Genomic DNA, 15,725 nt, shown 5'->3' on the forward strand with positions numbered 1-15,725 from the left:
GCAACCATGACCATACAGGAGATGAAAGTTTCAACAGCGAGGATCGGTGTACTCATCGGGAAGAGCGGGTCCACGAAGCGCGAGATCGAAGAGAAGACCGGGATAACCCTCCGGATCGACAGCGAGGAAGGACTGGTGACGCTCGAAGGGGAGGACCCCGTCGGCGTCATGACGGCGACGAACGTCGTCTCCGCGATCAACCGGGGGTTCTCGCCGGAGCGTGCGTTCCGGCTCCTCGACGATGAGGACATGATGCTCGATATCCTCGACCTCGCCGACCTCTCGGGGACGACCCGGCAGCTCGAACGGCTCCGGGGCCGGATCATCGGGAAGTCGGGAACGTCCCGCGCCCAGATCGAGGATATGACCGCGACAGAGATCTCGGTCCACGGCAAGACCGTCGCGATCATCGGTCTCCCGGATCAGGCCGAGACCGCGAGGAAAGCCATCGAGATGCTGATCCAGGGCGTCCCGCACGAGCATGTCTACGGATTCCTCGACCGGAAGAAGAAGGAAGCCAAGCAGGCGATGCTGGAGTACTACTCGTGATGCGACCGGGCCGGACCGACCCTGCCCATGACAATACGGAAGATACGCGGTTTGCAGTGGAAATGAAGGGGTACACATGGAGATAGCCGATCTCCCCGTCCCGCCGGACCTCGCGGCCGGCTACATTGCCGGCGGGATCACGGAACTTTACCCACCGCAGGCCGCCTGCGTCGAAGCGGGCCTTTTTTCGGGAAAGAACCTCCTCGTCGCCATCCCCACCGCGAGCGGCAAGACCCTGGTCGCCGAGATGGCGATGCACTATCAGGTGGCGAGGGGCGGCAAGTGCCTCTACATCGTTCCTCTCCGGGCGCTCGCGAGCGAGAAGTTCGAGGAGTTCTCGGGGAAGGGTCTCCGGGTCGGAATCGCGACCGGCGACTTCGACCGGCGGGACGAGTACCTGGGAAGGAACGACATCATCGTCGCGACGAGCGAGAAGGTGGACTCGCTCCTGCGGAACCGGACACCGTGGCTTTCGGAGATCAGCCTGCTGGTCGTCGACGAGGTCCACCTGATCGACGACCCGTCGAGGGGAGCGACGGTCGAGATGGTGATCGCGAAACTCCGCCACAAGAACCCGAAGATGCAGATCATCGCCCTCTCGGCGACCATCGGGAACCCTGCCGACCTCGCCGGATGGCTGGATGCCGAACTCGTCGAGAGCGAGTGGCGGCCGGTCGACCTCCGGGAAGGGGTCTTCTTCGAAGACGGCATCAGGTTTGCCGACAGCGTCCGGGAGGTCGGGCGAAAGAGCAAGTACGAGGACCTGGACCTCGTCCTCGACACGGTCGCGGAGGGTGGGCAGTGCCTGGTCTTCGTCAGCTCGAGGAAGAACGCCGAAGCGTTCGCGAAACGCGCGGCATCGGGCTTAAAAATCGCAAACCCCGTCCTCGCCGGCTACGCTGATAAGATACGGTCGAGCGCATCGACCGATATGGGAAAGACCCTCGCCGCCTGCGTCGCCCAGGGGGCGGCGTTCCACCACGCGGGGCTCTCGCGGGAGGAGCGCCAGCTCGTCGAGGCGGGGTTCCGTGAGGGGCAGATCAAGGTCATCTCCTCCACCCCGACCCTCGCGGCGGGCTTAAACCTCCCCGCCCGGCGGGTGATCGTCCGCGACTACCTCCGGTTCAACGCCGGGGAAGGGATGATGCCGATCCCGGTCCGGGAGTACCGGCAGATGGCCGGCCGGGCCGGACGGCCGCGGCTCGACCCCTACGGCGAGGCCGTCCTGATCGCGAAGTCCGAGGAGATGGTCGAGGAGCTCTTCGACTACTACATCGAGGCGACGGCAGAAGACGTCCGGAGCCGGTGCGCGGACGAGGCGGTCCTCTGCACCCATATCCTCTCGCTCGTCGCGACCGGCTTCGCCCGGGAGCGCGGCGAGGTGCTCGGGTTCATGGACGGGACGTTCTACGCCCACCAGGGCGAGAGCCCGCGTGCGCTGAAACGGGCGGTCGACCGGGTGCTTGAGTTCCTGCGGGAAGCGGAGATGATCACCGAGGTGGGGGAGTGGCTCGAGGCCACCGAGTACGGATCGCTCGTCTCCCGGCTCTACATCGATCCACGGAGCGCCGAGGTGATCGTGAACGCGATGACGGGCCGGAAGGGCTACACCGATATCGGTTTCCTCCACCTCCTCTGCGCGACGCCGGATATGCCGACGCTCTTTGTCCGCAAAAACGACATGTACGCTCTCGACCGGTTCCTCGCCGACCACCGGGAGGAACTCTGGATGGAGATCCCCTGGGATGCGGACGAGGGGTTCGACCGGAGCCTCAAAACCGCGCTCCTCCTCGCCGACTGGGCCGACGAGGTGGGCGAAGACGTGATCTGCGAACGCTACAGCGTCGGGCCGGGCGATGTCTACGGGATGGTGGAGAGCGTCGCCTGGCTGGTTCACGCGAGCCGGCACCTTGCCGGGCTCTTCGCCCCGCACCTCGCGGCCCCCATCGAGGAGATGGAACTCCGGACCAAACACGGTATCAAGAAGGAGCTCCTGCCCCTCATCAGGATCCGGGGGATCGGCCGGGTCCGGGCCCGCCGGCTCTTCAACAACGGTATCGACTCGATCGAGGCGCTCCGGGAGGCGGGGCCCGAGAAGGTCGCAAAGATCCTCGGGCAGGGGATCGCCGCCCGGGTCTTCGAGCAGCTCGAGGGAACAAGGGACGAGATCGGGGGTGTCGGCGAGGAGCAGTCGACCCTTTCCCGGTTCGGGTGACTGAATATGACAGAACCAGAGATACCATGCGAAGTTTACCGGGCGGTCTTCACGGTCGATGACAACGCCGTTTTCCTTCAGAAGATCCGAACGATCGCCGATGAATTCAAGACGCACATCATCCTCTTCGACGCCGACCGCCTGGCCGGACGGGATCACGTTGAGGCGGCGCTCCGGCATGCCTGCCGGTCGTGGACCGGCGGTGAAGCGATCGCGAACTCGCTTGAGATGGAGGCGCTCCTCTACGCCGCGGGAACCCGGCAGTGCCAGGTGGCCTCGTCGTTCGGGATTCACCCGGGCGAGAACCGGTCGTTTGTCGCCGTCTGCCCGCCGGTTCCCGGCACCCGGGACCGTCTTGCCGGTCTCGTGAAGATCGTTCGCGACGAACAGGGTGAGGAGGAGATCGATCCCGAGAAGCGGGCGCTTCTCGCGGACCTCTTCTCGATCACCCCCGAGGAGGTTGCGGTTGCCGGCGAGGACCGGTTCCGCGAACTCGTTCTCGAACGGGTGGCGCTCCTCGACGTCTACCGCTGACTTAAACAAATTTCTTTTTCGCGGTTTCGCGTGAGGCTGTATCGTTATCCGCGCCTGTTTGCTCACGCGAAGCCGCGAAGGGGGTTGCTCTTGGATAACCGATCTTCGCGCCCTTCGCGGCTTCGCGTCCTTCGCGTGAGACTTTGCCGCTACCCTTCGCAGGTAAAACGGCGCACTACCGCTGACCGGCCCCGGCGTGGGTCAGGATGTGCCGGATCTCGGGGATGATAATCTCGTTTGCGGCGAGGGTAACCGCCTTCGTCGAGCCCGGGATGCAGAAGACCGCCCGACCGCCGACGACCCCGGCGATCGCCCGCGAGAGGATCGCGGCGGTTCCTATCTCTTCATAACTCTTCAGCCGGAAAAGTTCCCCGAACCCGTCGATCGTCTTTTCAAGAATCGGTGCGACTGCTTCGATGGTCACGTCGTCGGAGGTGAGCCCGGTGCCCCCGGTGACGATGACGCAGGTTGCACGCGAAAGCGCTGCCCGGACCTCGGAACGGATCCGCTCCTGATCGTCGGGGATGACGGAATAATGAGTCACCTCGATCTCCGCGGCCGAGAGGAGGTCGATGAGCGCCTTCCCACTGGCGTCGGTCTCGGGTTTCCGGGTCGAGGACACGGTGATGACGGCACCGGTCACGGTGAGCGGTTTAAGATGACTGCTGTCCATAGGATCTTCCAGTACCCCTGTACCGTGTATTTTACTTCATTCTATCCCCTGTCCGGGAGAGTTCAATCCCCGACCCCTTTGCTTCGCGTGGAAAAAAGGAGGACGCCGCGGGCCAGGGACGGGAGAGGACAAAGAGGAGAGGAACCCGGATACAGGATTCCCGGAGAGGAACCCGGTCAATCCAAAAGAATTAACGAGATCGTCCTCATGGAACCGATCGGATGGGACCCGGGTACCCGGCAAAACTCTCTCCCGGAAACCGATCACCCTCTCCCGGGAACTGATCGGACCTCCCGATCCGCTCTGCTCCGGGACTTCTCCGGGTTGTCTTTCGGTGAGTCGATCGATCGGGGAGGATACCCGATCAGGTTCCCGGAGAAAGAGATTTTTCCTGCCCCTGTTTCCTGATTCATCCCTTTTCAGTATCCCTTTATCCGTATAATGCTCTCTCTTCCGTTTTTACTTGTCTTCTTTTGCTTCCTTGCCTCTTTATGCTCTTTTACCCGCTTTATTCATCCATTTTACCTTATATTCTCTTTTTATCCGCTCTTTTCTTTCACAGATTCTTCTATTCTCTTTGTTTTCCTTTTACTTTCTTTTCCTCTCTTTGTTTTTTCTTTACGTTAATACGGTAAAACTTTATATCTTGAATTGCAGAGGTACACATGACTATTGTCATCAGTTTTGAGTGAATGATACACCCGGTGTATCGTCATCAGGTTTCCACTCGAAACAAAGGGGTCGGGGCGATCCCGCCGGGGTCCCTCGATCCACCCTCCCGGACCCCCCTCGACTCGACCGGTTTATCGGGATCTCCCGGCGATCCAATGCTCGAAGTTCCACTGGAAACGAAGGGGTTATCTGTCCCTAAAGCGATCATATTAAGAGAGCTCGACACGAAAATTTCCTGCCCTGCCTGCCTCCCCGGTGACATCATGTCGGACGATAAAACGAGCCCTATGGGGTTATTCAAAAAATACCTGACCAATAGACGTATATTCAAGAATAGAGAAGTCCTCCGCCACAACTATCGTCCCCAGATCCTGCCTCACCGGAAGCCGCAGATCGACGAACTCGCCTCCATCCTCGCACCCGCCCTCACGAACGAGACCCCGTCGAATATTCTCATCTACGGCAAGACCGGGACCGGGAAGACGGCTTCGGTCCGGTATGTGGGAACGGAGCTCGAGAACGCGAGCGCCCTTGCCGGAACGAAGTGCAAGATCGTCCACCTCAACTGCGAGGTGATCGACACCCAGTACCGGGTCCTCGCGCAGATCGCGAACGGTCTCGACAACGCCGACGAGCACCCGAGCGACAGCACGAGAAACCACATCCCGATGACCGGGTGGCCGACGGATCAGGTCTACATGGAGCTCAAAAACCAGCTCGAGAGCAGCGGCGGGGTCATGGTCATCATCCTCGACGAGATCGACAAACTCGTCAAAAAGAGCGGTGACGACACCCTCTACAATCTCACCCGGATCAACTCCGACCTCAAGTTCGCGAAAGTGAGCATCATCGGGATCTCGAACGACCTCCGGTTCACCGATTTCCTGGACCCCCGCGTCCTCTCCTCGCTCTCCGAGGAGGAGATCGTCTTCCCCCCCTACAACGCCCCGCAGCTCTGCGACATCCTCCAGCAGAGGGCGGAGATGGCGTTCGTCGAGGGCGCGCTCGACGAGACGGTCATCCCGCTCTGCGCGGCGCTCGCGGCCCAGGAGCACGGCGACGCACGGCGGGCGCTCGACCTGCTCCGGGTCTCGGGCGAACTCGCGGACCGCGAGAACGCCGCGGGCGTGACCGAGAAGCACGTCCGGATGGCCCAGGAGAAGATCGAGACCGACAGCATGGTCGAGTGCATCTCCACCCTCCCGACCCAGAGCAAGGCGGTCCTCTACGCGATGCTGATCCTCGAGCAGATGGGTAAGAGGATCTTCACGAGCGGCGAGGTCACGGTGGTCTACCGCGAGATAGCCCGGATCATCGATCTCGATGTCCTGACGCACCGCCGGATCACCGATCTCATCTCCGAACTCAACATGCTCGGCGTCATCAACACCCGGGTCATCTCGCGGGGCCGCTACGGCCGGACGAAGGAGATGTGGTTCGATGCGACGACGAGCAAGATCGAGGAGGTCGTCACCCGCGACCCGAGGCTCGACGACGAGAGGCTCAAGAAACTCGACGTCAACCGATTGAGAGCAATGTTCAGGTGAAACAATGGACGAAAAGGACCGTATCCTCCTCCAGCTCCTGGAGGAGAACTGCCGCACCCCCTTGAGCGAACTCGCGGTGCTGGCCGAGATGAGCGAGCAGGACGTGAAGGATCGGATCGGCCGGCTGGAAGCGGCAGGTGCCATCCGCCGCTACGGGGCGGTCGTCGACTGGGAGCGGGCCGGCGACGGAAACGTCGCTGCGGTGATCGAGCTCAAAGTCTCGCCCGAGCGGGACTTCGGCTACGACCGGATCGCCGAGCGGATCTCCCGGTTCCCGCAGGTCCGGTCGCTTCGCCTGATGACCGGCGCGTACGACCTCCAGCTCCTGGTCACCGGGCCGAGCATGCACGAGATCGCGCGGTTCGTCTCCGAGCAGATCGCCCCGATGGACCGGATCCGGGAGACGGCGACGCACATCATCATGAAGACCTACAAGGAGAACGGCACCACCTTCGCCGAGCGCGAAGAGGTCGAGCGGCTCCCCTACTCGTTCTGAGGTGAAACGTTTGAGGGATTTCGTCTCGAAACGGGCCCGCGCCATACCTCCTTCGGGTATCCGGAAGTTCTTCGATATCGCCCAGACAATGGAAGACGTCATATCCCTGGGTGTCGGCGAGCCGGACTTCGTGACACCCTGGTGCGTCTGCGAGGCGTCCATCTACTCCATCGAGCAGGGGTCGACCGCCTACACCTCGAACAAGGGGACGCCCCAGCTCAGGGCCGCCATCAGCCGCTACCTCGATACCCGGTTTAACACCCGGTACGATCCCGAGGCGGAGATCATCGTCACCTGCGGCGTCTCGGAGGCGGCCGATATCGCCATCCGGGCCGTCACGGATCCCGGCGACGAGATCCTGGTCGCCGAGCCCTGTTACGTCTCCTACAACCCCTGCGTCTCTCTTGCCGGAGGAACGCCGGTGCCCGTTCTCTGCCGGGCGGCGGACGAGTTTCGGCTGACGGCCGACGCGCTCGCGGAGAGCATCACCCCTAAGACGAAGGCCCTCATCGCAAACTTCCCGAACAACCCTACCGGCGGAGTGATGGAGAAGGGGGACTGGCACGCGATCGCCGATCTCCTGGTCGACCACGATCTCCTCCTCATCAGCGACGAGGTCTATGCCGAGCTCACCTACGACGGCGAACACTTCTCGCCGGCAAGGATCCCGGAACTCCGGGAGCGGACGATCACCTTAAACGGGTTCTCAAAGGCCTTTGCCATGACCGGATGGCGGATCGGGTACCTCTGCGCCCCGCCCGAGATCACCGCGGCGGCCCTGAAGATTCACCAGTACGTCGCGCTCTGCGCCCCCGTCATGGGCCAGATCGCGGCTTATGAAGCGCTCCGGATCGGGGAGGACGAGAAGGATGCGATGGTCCGGGAGTACCGTCTCCGGCGCAACCTCTTCGTCGACGGGCTGAACAAGCTCGGCCTTGTCTGCCACGTCCCGAAGGGTGCGTTCTATGCCTTCCCGTCGGTGGAGAGCACCGGCATGACCGACGTCGAGTTTGCAGAGGGACTCCTCCGGGAGCAGCACGTCGCGGTCGTCCCGGGGAGCGCCCTCGGCCCCTCGGGAGCCGGGCACGTGCGGTGCGCCTACGCGGTCTCGCGCGACGATCTCAAAGAGGCGCTCTCCCGGATGGGGGCCTTTTTGGAATCGATAAAATAAAAATACCACCATAAATATCTTCAAATGAAAATCGAAACTGTTTTATGAGATATCTCTGCATGGGCAACCGTCAGTTTGTTGTCCGACAGAGGAACGACAGGTAGAGAACCCCTTTATTTCCACTGGAGATGTGGATTTATTCGGGAATTTTGGCCGACCGGGATCCCGGTGTGCCCGTATCGGAAATATGCATTCGGTCACCCAAATGCCGGGCGGATCTGCGGGTTCGCATCCGCGCTCCGGCGAAAGGATCCGATGACAGATTGGCATACCGCCCCGGAGGGAAAACTCGATGCGTTAGCCGGTGATGCACCTGAAAAGAAAATTCCACTGGAAATAAAGGGGTTAAGATCCCGACGGTGATCGTGCCGGGGCTGATCCGCAGAAGCCAGGGTTGATATACAATGATCGCTGTCGCCGGAAACCCGGGATGTACGCGAATATCGCGGTGCAGCGCCGGAGATAATCGATCTGCCATCCCGTATCTCTCTGGCCGCTTTCCGCACCACCTCCCCGGGGCGCGGAACGGTGGAGCGGGCGATGCAGGGGTTGCTGAAACCCGGTTGCCTTTAAACCGGGTGACCGCACTCCCGGTATCAGATTGTAACGTTTATCAGCATGTATCACTCCATCCTACTTGATAGAACAATGAGTTGTACTATTATCGTCGGCGGGTTCTTTGGTGACGAGGGAAAAGGAAAGATCGTAGCCCACATCGCTCACCAGGACAGACCATCCATCATCTCCCGGGGCGGGGTCGGCCCGAACGCAGGGCATACCGTCCGCGTCGGAGAGAAGGAGTACGGGGTTCGGATGGTTCCCTCGGGGTTCGTCTACCCGGAAGCGACCCTCATGATCGGGAGCGGCGTGCTCGTCGATCCTCGTGTCTTTCTGCGGGAAGTCGATCTCGTCGGCGTCCGGGACAGGATCTTCGTTGACGGGCGGTGCGGCGTCATCGAAGAGGATCACATCGCGCGGGACAAAGCGAGCGACCATCTCAGTAAGAAGATCGGGAGCACCGGAACCGGGTGCGGCCCGGCGAACGCCGACCGCGTTCTCCGGACGTCGCGGCAGGCGAAGGACGTCCCGGAGCTCGCGGGGTTCATCACCGACGTGGCCCAGGACGTCAATCGGGCCATCGATGACGACGAGGTGGTTCTCCTCGAAGGAACCCAGGGATTCGGGATCTCGCTCTACTTCGGAACCTACCCGTTCGTGACGAGTAAGGACACCTCCGCCTCGCAGATCGCCGCCGACAACGGCGTCGGCCCGACCCGGATCGACGACGTCATCGTCGTCTTCAAGGCCTACCCGACCCGGGTCGGCGAGGGCCCCTTCTCCACCGAGATGTCGGCGGCGCAGTCGCACGAGCTCGGGATCGAGGAGTTCGGGACCGTCACCCATCGCCAGCGCCGCATCGGCACCTGGGACGGGAAGATGGCGCGCTACTCGGCGATGATCAACGGGTGCACTCAGGCGGCGATCACCGGCATCGACCGGATCGATCCGACCTGTTTCGGCGCGACGGAGTACGATCAGTTGACGAAGACGGCGCGGGACTTCATTGCGCAGGCCGAAAAGGACATCGGCAAACCCGTCACCCTGATCTCGACGGGTCCCGAGATGTCCCAGATCATCGATCTGAGGGGCGAATTATGAGAAAAAACCTGATGGAGATACTCTGCTGTCCGGTCTGCAAGGGCGAACTCGAACTGACCGTGACCGAAGAGAGCGGTGAGGAGGTGCTGGAGGGGACTCTCCGGTGCGCGGCGTGCAGCGTCGACTATCCCATCAGCGAGGGCATCCCGAACCTCCTCCCCAAGACCGCCTGTGAGGACTGATTGCGTCGATGACGGAGATCCATCTCAACCGCCGGGGGATTAACTCCATCGAGGTTCCGGCCGAGGTAGAGGCAACGCCGGGGAGCGACCTCGTTCTGTGGATCGTCAACCACGGGTCGCCGCTTCACATCACCCTCGCCTCCTCGAACTCCTCGGCCTTCACCGGTTTTTTCCATGAAAATCTCTACGTGGGCGGGCCCGAGGAGTTCGCCATCCCCATCCGGGAGAACGCCTACCCCGGCACCTTTAACGTTGAGGTCATCGCCGGATACGGCGCCCGGAAGGCGGAGTTCCGGGTCGTCGTCAGGGAGCGGGCGGCACCGGAGCCCGAACCGGTTGAGGTTCCGGCAGCTCCGGCCGTTCCGGCGAGATCGCTACGGTGGCGGTCGTCCGCCCCGGCTCTTCTCCTCGCCGCCGCCGCCCTGATCCTCTACGGGCTGTGGCTGGTCTACCGGGTGGATCTCTTAAACGCCGCTTCGTTCGCGGCGCTCCTCCTCGGGGTCATTCTCGCATGGCTGCGGCAGCGGTCGTAGTCGCCGCGTCGCTGCTGGTGGACCGGCTGCTCGGCGACCCGCACTCACGCTACCACCCGGTGGCACTCCTCGGCCGGTTCATCGGGTGGTGGGGAGTCCCGGCCCGCTACCCGGTCGGTCTCCAGCGATCGGTCGGCTTCGCGGGGACCGTTCTGACCGTCGCGCTCTTTGCCGCCCCGTTTGCGCTCGTAGAGATCGCGGCCCCCTGGTACCTCTACCTCCTCCTCGCACCCTTCCTCCTCAAGACCTGTCTCGCCTGGCGGGCGCTCGAGGAGCATGCCGCCGCCGTGGTGCGGGCGCTCGATGACGGCGGGATCGATGCGGGCCGCCGCCGGGTCGGGATGATGGTGAGCCGGGATACGGCGCGCCTCGATCCCGAGCACGTCCTCTCGGCCGCATATGAATCGATGACCGAGAACCTGGTGGACAGCATCATCTCCCCGCTCTTCTACTTCGGGTTCTTCGGGCTCGCCGGGGCCGCAGCCTTCCGGGCGGTCAACACCCTGGACGCCATGCTCGGCTACCGGGACGAGCGGGCCCGGATCGGGTGGTTCTCGGCCCGCGCCGACGACGTTGCAAACTTCATCCCGGCGCGGCTGACCGGCCTCATCCTCCTCGCCTACTTTGCGGCGAAGGGCCGGTTCGCCCCGGCCTGGGCGGCGCTCCGGCGCGATGCGAAGAAGCGGCCGGGGTTCAACGGCGGGATCCCGATGGCCGTCATCGCCGGCGGCGTCGGCGTCCGGCTCGAGAAGCCCGGCGCCTATACCATCGGGGATGCGGAGCGGACGCTTGCGGAAGGGGGCGCCGGGATCGTCTCTGCGGTCCGGGCGGCGACGATCATCTTTGTGATCTTCGAGATCGCCGCACTATTTTTATTGGGGTCAGTGAGCTATACATAAGAGTAATGAAACTCGAGGAACTGAGATTTGGCACCGAGCTGATCAAGCGCGGCTTTGCGTCGATGCAGAAGGGCGGCGTCATCATGGACGTCGTCAACGCAGAGCAGGCGCAGCTCGCCGAAGAGGCCGGTGCCGTCGCCGTCATGGCGCTTGAGAGAGTCCCCGCCGATATCAGAGCGGCCGGGGGCGTGGCCCGCATGGCCGACCCGCAGAAGATCGTCGAGATCATCGATGCGGTATCCATCCCGGTGATGGGGAAGGCCCGGATCGGCCACTTCGTCGAGGCCCAGATCCTGGAGGCGCTCGGCGTGGACATGGTCGACGAGAGCGAGGTGCTGACCCCCGCCGACGAGCAGTTCCATATCGATAAGGCCGGGTTTGCTGTCCCGTTCGTCTGCGGCGCCCGGAACCTCGGGGAGGCGCTGCGCCGTATCAACGAGGGTGCGGCGATGATCCGGACGAAGGGCGAGGCCGGAACCGGCAACGTCGTGGAGGCGGTCCGCCACATGCGGGCGATCATGGGCGGGATCCGGGCGCTGAAAGGCCTCTCCAGCCAGGAGCTCGCCGACTGCGCCCGCGATATCGAGGCGCCCGTGGAACTTGTGATCGAGTGCGCAGAGCGCGGCCGTCTTCCCGTGGTGAACTTCTCCGCGGGCGGGATCGCGACCCCCGCCGACGCGGCGCTGATGATGCAGCTCGGAGCGGACGGGGTCTTCGTCGGGTCGGGCATCTTCAAGTCCGCGAACCCCGAGGCGACCGCCCGGGCGATCGTGGAGGCCGTGAACCACTACGACGATGCAAAGGTCGTCGCCGAAGTGAGCAGGGGTCTTGGTGCGGCGATGAAGGGCCTCGACGTCCATCTCCTCCGCGAAGACGAGGTGTTGCAGACCCGTGGGCGTTAAGGTCGGCGTTCTCGCGCTCCAGGGCGACGTCGCCGAGCATGTCGCGGCGTTCCGGGAGGCTCTCGCGGAGAGGCCGGGCTCGTCGGTCATGGCGGTCCGAAGGCCGGCGGATCTCGCGGACCTCGACGCGCTCGCGATACCGGGCGGGGAGTCGACGACGATCTCCCGGCTGATAGAAAAGAACGGGCTTTACGAGCCGCTCGTGCGGTTCGAGGGCGGCATATTCGCCACCTGCGCGGGGATGGTCCTCACTGCGGACCGGGTGGACGACCCCCGGGTCCGGACCCTCGGGCTCATCCCGATGCACGTTGCGCGGAACGCCTTCGGCCGGCAGGTCGACTCCCGCGAGGCGATGCTCGAGGTCGCGGGGCTGGCCGAACCCTTCCGGGCGGTCTTCATCCGGGCACCGGTGGCGACGGACGTTGGCTCCAGCGTCGAGGTGCTCGCCCGCATCCCGGAGGGGATTGTCGCTGTCCGGCACGGCCGGCACATGGCGTTCGCCTTCCACCCGGAGCTCGGCGGGGACCTCCGCCTGCACCGGATGTTTTTAGAGGGGCTCGGGCTCTAGGCCCTGGACATCCATCTATCTTTCAGCTTCCATTGTCATCTACGATCTGTTGCGCCCAAGCCTCACCTTCGGCCGTCAGGCGGTAGATGATCCAGTTCCCCTGTGCCTCGCCAGCGATCAGATTCGCTTTCTTCAGGACACCAAGGTGGTAGGAGAGTTTCGAGTCTGCAATGCCGAGCACCGCCTTGACGACGCAGACGCAGAGCGGCTGCACGGAGAGCATCGTGAGGATCTTGAGACGAAGCGGATCGCCGAGCGCACGGTGGACACTGCTCTCCCGCTCAAGCACCGCATCGTCCGGCAACTGTTCTATGAGCCCTGCAATCCCGCCACACTGACAGAGCGACTCTTCGACTCCGGGAGGGAGGGGCAGGGATGTGTCCTGATACTCTTCGCCTCCTGTCATCCAACCATCACACTCTTCTTTCGAGATAATACGAAACGAAAGTACCTATAATCTTTCGCTGCTACCGCGCGAGGCACGAGCTAACCGTTCGACAGCAAAGGAGAAAAAGCATGGACATCAGAACCGCCGGTTTGCTCGTCTGTTCTCACGGTTCTGGGCCTGCTTCTGGTCTCCACCGATACGGGCTCCTCGACCCTGCCCGGTCGCGGAACCTCACTGACGCCGTTGTGAGTCCCGTTCCTGTTAAACCGTTCATGGCTGTCGAAAAGGCTATTCGGGAGATCTACCGGACGAGCCTGACGGGGCTCTACCGCAAGCCCACCGGCTGACCCATACTTCAACTCTTTTTGAAACCAGAACATTTATCGGTGGTGATGCCCATCTTGTTTCAAATAATGTTGAAACAGCGTGGAGCGTAACACCATGGCAGACGACACCAGCAAAAACCGGAAGGAAGGCACCGCTGGAAGGTTCAAGAGACTCCTTGCACCGGAGAGTGACTGCGGCTGCTGCTGCGGCAACGTGAAGATTGTGCCGAAGAAAGCGGACGAGAAGCAGGAGTGACCGGAAGCGGAGCATGGCAGGAGATGGGGGTCGAGGGGTTCCATACCAGGGCGGAGAAGTTGCAGCCCGTCACCGGTGGCGTACGACTCTCAGGAGAGGGAACAGGCAGGTGAGTGAGCGACCATGGATGCCGCTTCGAACCTGATCACCGCCGGACAGTTCTTCGTCGTCATCGCCGGGGAACTGGTTCTGCTCTTTGTGGGGATCACCTTCCTCGTCGGGCTCCTCCAGGCGTACATTCCCGAAGAACGGATCCGGAGCGTGCTCGCCGGGAGGCGGCAGGGTGCCGGGAATGTCCTTTCTGCCGGGTTCGGGGCCCTCACCCCATTCTGCTCCTGCTCGACGATCCCGATCCTGCTCGGCCTCCTCGACATCGGGGTCCCGTTCGGGGTCTGCATGTCGTTCCTGCTCGCCTCCCCGCTCTTGAACCCGGTGATCCTCGCCCTCCTCGTGGCGCTCGTCGGGGTCATCCCGACCGCCATCTACGCCGCCGTCACCTTCACGGCCGCAGTCGTGCTGGGCTGGCTCCTCGGCCGGTTCGGGTACGAACGCTACGTGAAGGACGTCATGGTCGAAGGCCGGCCGGAACCCTGCGACTGCAACAGCAGCCACGGGACGCGGATTCGTGCTGCGTTCTCATTCGCGGTCAGTCTCTTCCGGCAGGTCTTCCCCTACCTCCTGCTCGGCGCGGGGATCGGGGCGTTCATCTACGGGTTCATCCCCGGAGACCTGATCGTCTCTCTCGCGGGGCCGGACAACCCTCTCGCCATCCCGGTCGCGGCGGTCATCGGCATCCCGATGTACATCCGGGCGGAGACGCTCATCCCCGTGAGCGCCGTCCTCCTCTCGAAGGGAATGGGCATCGGCGCCGTGATGGCGCTGATCATCGGCGGTGCGGGAGCGAGCATCCCGGAAGTGACGCTGCTTGCCGCGATCTTCGAGCGGCGCCTTCTTGCCGCGTTCGTGGTGATCGTCCTCGGGGTCGCCGTCCTGGCCGGTGTGGCATTCCAGGCCCTTGCCGTCATCTGAATCGCGGATTGAGTATACAAGAACTGAGAAAGGAACAGACCATGATCGATATCCTCCTCGGCGCTCTGGCATCCGGACTTGCCTCCGTGCTCGACTACCTCTCGGCGCACGTCCTCACCTGCCTGGTCCCGGCGTTCTTCATCGCCGGCGCCATCGCCGCGTTCGTCAAGAAGGACGCGATCCTGAAGTACTTCAGCCCGGACACTCCAAAATACATCTCCTACGGGCTGGCATCGGTATCAGGGACGGTCCTTGCCGTCTGCAGCTGCACCATCCTCCCGATATTTGCCGGCATCCTCAAGAAAGGGAGCGGGATCGGGCCGGCGACGACGTTCCTCTTCGCGGGACCGGCCATCAACATCCTCGCGGTCATCTACACTGCCTGGGTTCTTGGCTTCGATCTGGGTATTGCCCGGGCGATCTCTGCGGTCGTCCTCGCCATCGTCATCGGGCTTGCCATGGCGTTGATCTTCCGGTCGACGGACGTCGAGACGCTCAAGAAGAAGGCGATGGCGCCGAGCGTCGCCGGGGCGTGCGAGGAGGAGAAGCCGCGCTGGGTCACGCCGGCGTTCTTCGCCCTCCTGGTCGGGGTGCTGGTCTTCGGGGCCTCGCCGCTTGAGTGGGCGTTCCGGCTCTCGATCGTCTACATCCTCACCCTCGCGATCGCCGTCCTGCTCATCTACTACTTCGATCGCGACGAGGTGACCGACTGGGGGCTGGAGACCTGGGACCTGACGAAGAAGATCTTTCCCATCCTCATCGGGGGAACCTTTCTCGTCGGGATCATCGCGTTCTTCCTCCCGCCGGAGACCTTCCAGCCCTACTTCGGGAACAACTCGCTCGGCGCAAACTTCCTTGCGGCCGTTGTCGGGATGATCCTCTACATGCCGACACTCTTGGAGGTCCCGATCATCGGCACCACCTTCGGCTACACCACCGGACACATGGCCGCAGGGCCGGCGCTCGCTCTCCTGCTCGCCGGCCCGACGATCAGCCTCCCCTCCGTCCTGGTCATCTCCCGGATCATCGGGGCGAAGAAGACGGCAGCCTACGTGGGGCTGGTGGTCGTCTTCGCGACCGTCGCCGGGTTCCTCTACGGGAACGGCATGCTGCTTATCTAGGAGAG

At 63.1% G+C, this 15,725-nt stretch carries 18 protein-coding genes; 16 read left to right on the forward strand and 2 right to left on the reverse strand.

Annotated features, from left to right (window positions below; genetic code table 11):
• The first annotated feature begins 6 nt into the window (after positions 1-6).
• From SZ63_RS06720 to cgi121, 3 genes are all read left to right on the forward strand, one after another.
• Positions 7-549 (forward strand): KH domain-containing protein, encoded by a 543-nt coding sequence (locus tag SZ63_RS06720; RefSeq protein ID WP_011845330.1) that lies wholly within the window; start codon positions 7-9, stop codon positions 547-549.
• A gap of 76 nt (positions 550-625) precedes the next feature.
• Positions 626-2,764, forward strand: coding sequence for an ATP-dependent DNA helicase (locus tag SZ63_RS06725; RefSeq protein WP_048182974.1), 2,139 nt, complete (start codon positions 626-628; stop codon positions 2,762-2,764).
• 6 nt (positions 2,765-2,770) lie between these two features.
• A complete protein-coding gene (cgi121, locus tag SZ63_RS06730; RefSeq protein ID WP_048182977.1) occupies positions 2,771-3,298 on the forward strand; it encodes a KEOPS complex subunit Cgi121 in 528 nt (175 codons plus the stop codon).
• 175 nt (positions 3,299-3,473) lie between these two features.
• Here the strand turns inward: cgi121 and SZ63_RS06735 are convergent, their stop codons facing one another.
• Positions 3,474-3,971 carry a MogA/MoaB family molybdenum cofactor biosynthesis protein gene (locus tag SZ63_RS06735; protein WP_048182980.1) on the reverse strand — a complete coding sequence of 166 codons (498 nt, stop codon included), beginning with the start codon at positions 3,969-3,971 and terminating at the stop codon, positions 3,474-3,476.
• A gap of 935 nt (positions 3,972-4,906) precedes the next feature.
• On the opposite strand from SZ63_RS06735, the gene SZ63_RS06740 reads away from it, so the two are divergent.
• From SZ63_RS06740 to pdxT, 9 genes are all read left to right on the forward strand, one after another.
• Positions 4,907-6,190, forward strand: coding sequence for an ORC1-type DNA replication protein (locus tag SZ63_RS06740; protein WP_048182983.1), 1,284 nt, complete (start codon positions 4,907-4,909; stop codon positions 6,188-6,190).
• Between the two features lie 4 nt (positions 6,191-6,194).
• Positions 6,195-6,686: an Lrp/AsnC family transcriptional regulator gene (locus tag SZ63_RS06745; protein ID WP_048182986.1), complete on the forward strand. Its 492-nt coding sequence runs from the start codon at positions 6,195-6,197 to the stop codon at positions 6,684-6,686.
• 10 nt (positions 6,687-6,696) lie between these two features.
• Positions 6,697-7,857, forward strand: a complete 1,161-nt coding sequence (locus SZ63_RS06750; RefSeq protein WP_048182990.1) for an aminotransferase class I/II-fold pyridoxal phosphate-dependent enzyme — start codon at positions 6,697-6,699, stop codon at positions 7,855-7,857.
• A 648-nt stretch (positions 7,858-8,505) separates the two neighbouring features.
• Positions 8,506-9,516 (forward strand): adenylosuccinate synthetase, encoded by a 1,011-nt coding sequence (locus SZ63_RS06755; RefSeq protein ID WP_174435773.1) that lies wholly within the window; start codon positions 8,506-8,508, stop codon positions 9,514-9,516.
• Positions 9,513-9,698: a methytransferase partner Trm112 gene (locus tag SZ63_RS06760; protein ID WP_048113569.1), complete on the forward strand. Its 186-nt coding sequence runs from the start codon at positions 9,513-9,515 to the stop codon at positions 9,696-9,698. The genes SZ63_RS06755 and SZ63_RS06760 overlap by 4 nt, the downstream gene beginning before the upstream one ends.
• Before the next feature lie 8 nt (positions 9,699-9,706).
• The gene (locus SZ63_RS06765; protein ID WP_048182998.1) at positions 9,707-10,231 is read left to right on the forward strand and encodes a DUF7524 family protein; all 525 of its coding nucleotides are present in this window, start codon (positions 9,707-9,709) and stop codon (positions 10,229-10,231) included.
• Positions 10,210-11,130 (forward strand): adenosylcobinamide-phosphate synthase CbiB, encoded by a 921-nt coding sequence (gene cbiB / locus SZ63_RS06770; protein ID WP_048183000.1) that lies wholly within the window; start codon positions 10,210-10,212, stop codon positions 11,128-11,130. Before SZ63_RS06765 ends, cbiB begins: the two co-directional genes overlap by 22 nt.
• A 5-nt stretch (positions 11,131-11,135) precedes the next feature.
• Complete coding sequence (pdxS, locus tag SZ63_RS06775; RefSeq protein WP_048183002.1) at positions 11,136-12,032, forward strand: pyridoxal 5'-phosphate synthase lyase subunit PdxS; 897 nt, start codon at positions 11,136-11,138, stop codon at positions 12,030-12,032.
• Positions 12,022-12,600, forward strand: coding sequence for a pyridoxal 5'-phosphate synthase glutaminase subunit PdxT (gene pdxT, locus SZ63_RS06780; protein ID WP_048183005.1), 579 nt, complete (start codon positions 12,022-12,024; stop codon positions 12,598-12,600). The genes pdxS and pdxT overlap by 11 nt, the downstream gene beginning before the upstream one ends.
• A 22-nt stretch (positions 12,601-12,622) precedes the next feature.
• Here the strand turns inward: pdxT and SZ63_RS06785 are convergent, their stop codons facing one another.
• Positions 12,623-13,006 carry an ArsR/SmtB family transcription factor gene (locus SZ63_RS06785; protein WP_048183008.1) on the reverse strand — a complete coding sequence of 128 codons (384 nt, stop codon included), beginning with the start codon at positions 13,004-13,006 and terminating at the stop codon, positions 12,623-12,625.
• Between the two features lie 110 nt (positions 13,007-13,116).
• Here SZ63_RS06785 and SZ63_RS12935 point away from each other — a divergent pair, with 110 nt between their 5' ends.
• The 4 genes from SZ63_RS12935 to SZ63_RS06795 all read left to right on the forward strand — a co-directional run bounded on the left by SZ63_RS12935 (position 13,117) and on the right by SZ63_RS06795 (position 15,720).
• On the forward strand, positions 13,117-13,335 hold the full coding sequence (locus tag SZ63_RS12935; RefSeq protein ID WP_156168411.1) for a hypothetical protein: 219 nt from the start codon (positions 13,117-13,119) through the stop codon (positions 13,333-13,335).
• A gap of 94 nt (positions 13,336-13,429) precedes the next feature.
• Positions 13,430-13,570, forward strand: a complete 141-nt coding sequence (locus SZ63_RS12940; RefSeq protein ID WP_156168413.1) for a hypothetical protein — start codon at positions 13,430-13,432, stop codon at positions 13,568-13,570.
• A gap of 123 nt (positions 13,571-13,693) precedes the next feature.
• Positions 13,694-14,599, forward strand: coding sequence for a permease (locus SZ63_RS06790; RefSeq protein WP_048183011.1), 906 nt, complete (start codon positions 13,694-13,696; stop codon positions 14,597-14,599).
• A 41-nt stretch (positions 14,600-14,640) separates the two neighbouring features.
• Complete coding sequence (locus SZ63_RS06795) at positions 14,641-15,720, forward strand: permease (protein WP_048183014.1); 1,080 nt, start codon at positions 14,641-14,643, stop codon at positions 15,718-15,720.
• The last annotated feature ends 5 nt before the right edge of the window (positions 15,721-15,725 follow it).

This window comes from Methanoculleus sediminis, from assembly GCF_001017125.1.
GTDB lineage: Archaea > Halobacteriota > Methanomicrobia > Methanomicrobiales > Methanoculleaceae > Methanoculleus > Methanoculleus sediminis.

Coding starts and splice junctions, on each gene's coding strand:
- SZ63_RS06720 (WP_011845330.1), top strand. CDS start 7: ATGACCATACAGGAGATGAAAGTTTCAACAGCGAGGATCGGTGTACTC.
- SZ63_RS06725 (WP_048182974.1), top strand. CDS start 626: ATGGAGATAGCCGATCTCCCCGTCCCGCCGGACCTCGCGGCCGGCTAC.
- cgi121 (WP_048182977.1), top strand. CDS start 2,771: ATGACAGAACCAGAGATACCATGCGAAGTTTACCGGGCGGTCTTCACG.
- SZ63_RS06735 (WP_048182980.1), bottom strand. CDS start 3,971: ATGGACAGCAGTCATCTTAAACCGCTCACCGTGACCGGTGCCGTCATC.
- SZ63_RS06740 (WP_048182983.1), top strand. CDS start 4,907: ATGTCGGACGATAAAACGAGCCCTATGGGGTTATTCAAAAAATACCTG.
- SZ63_RS06745 (WP_048182986.1), top strand. CDS start 6,195: ATGGACGAAAAGGACCGTATCCTCCTCCAGCTCCTGGAGGAGAACTGC.
- SZ63_RS06755 (WP_174435773.1), top strand. CDS start 8,506: ATGAGTTGTACTATTATCGTCGGCGGGTTCTTTGGTGACGAGGGAAAA.
- SZ63_RS06760 (WP_048113569.1), top strand. CDS start 9,513: ATGAGAAAAAACCTGATGGAGATACTCTGCTGTCCGGTCTGCAAGGGC.
- SZ63_RS06765 (WP_048182998.1), top strand. CDS start 9,707: ATGACGGAGATCCATCTCAACCGCCGGGGGATTAACTCCATCGAGGTT.
- cbiB (WP_048183000.1), top strand. CDS start 10,210: ATGGCTGCGGCAGCGGTCGTAGTCGCCGCGTCGCTGCTGGTGGACCGG.
- pdxS (WP_048183002.1), top strand. CDS start 11,136: ATGAAACTCGAGGAACTGAGATTTGGCACCGAGCTGATCAAGCGCGGC.
- SZ63_RS06785 (WP_048183008.1), bottom strand. CDS start 13,006: ATGACAGGAGGCGAAGAGTATCAGGACACATCCCTGCCCCTCCCTCCC.
- SZ63_RS12935 (WP_156168411.1), top strand. CDS start 13,117: ATGGACATCAGAACCGCCGGTTTGCTCGTCTGTTCTCACGGTTCTGGG.
- SZ63_RS12940 (WP_156168413.1), top strand. CDS start 13,430: ATGGCAGACGACACCAGCAAAAACCGGAAGGAAGGCACCGCTGGAAGG.
- SZ63_RS06790 (WP_048183011.1), top strand. CDS start 13,694: ATGGATGCCGCTTCGAACCTGATCACCGCCGGACAGTTCTTCGTCGTC.
- SZ63_RS06795 (WP_048183014.1), top strand. CDS start 14,641: ATGATCGATATCCTCCTCGGCGCTCTGGCATCCGGACTTGCCTCCGTG.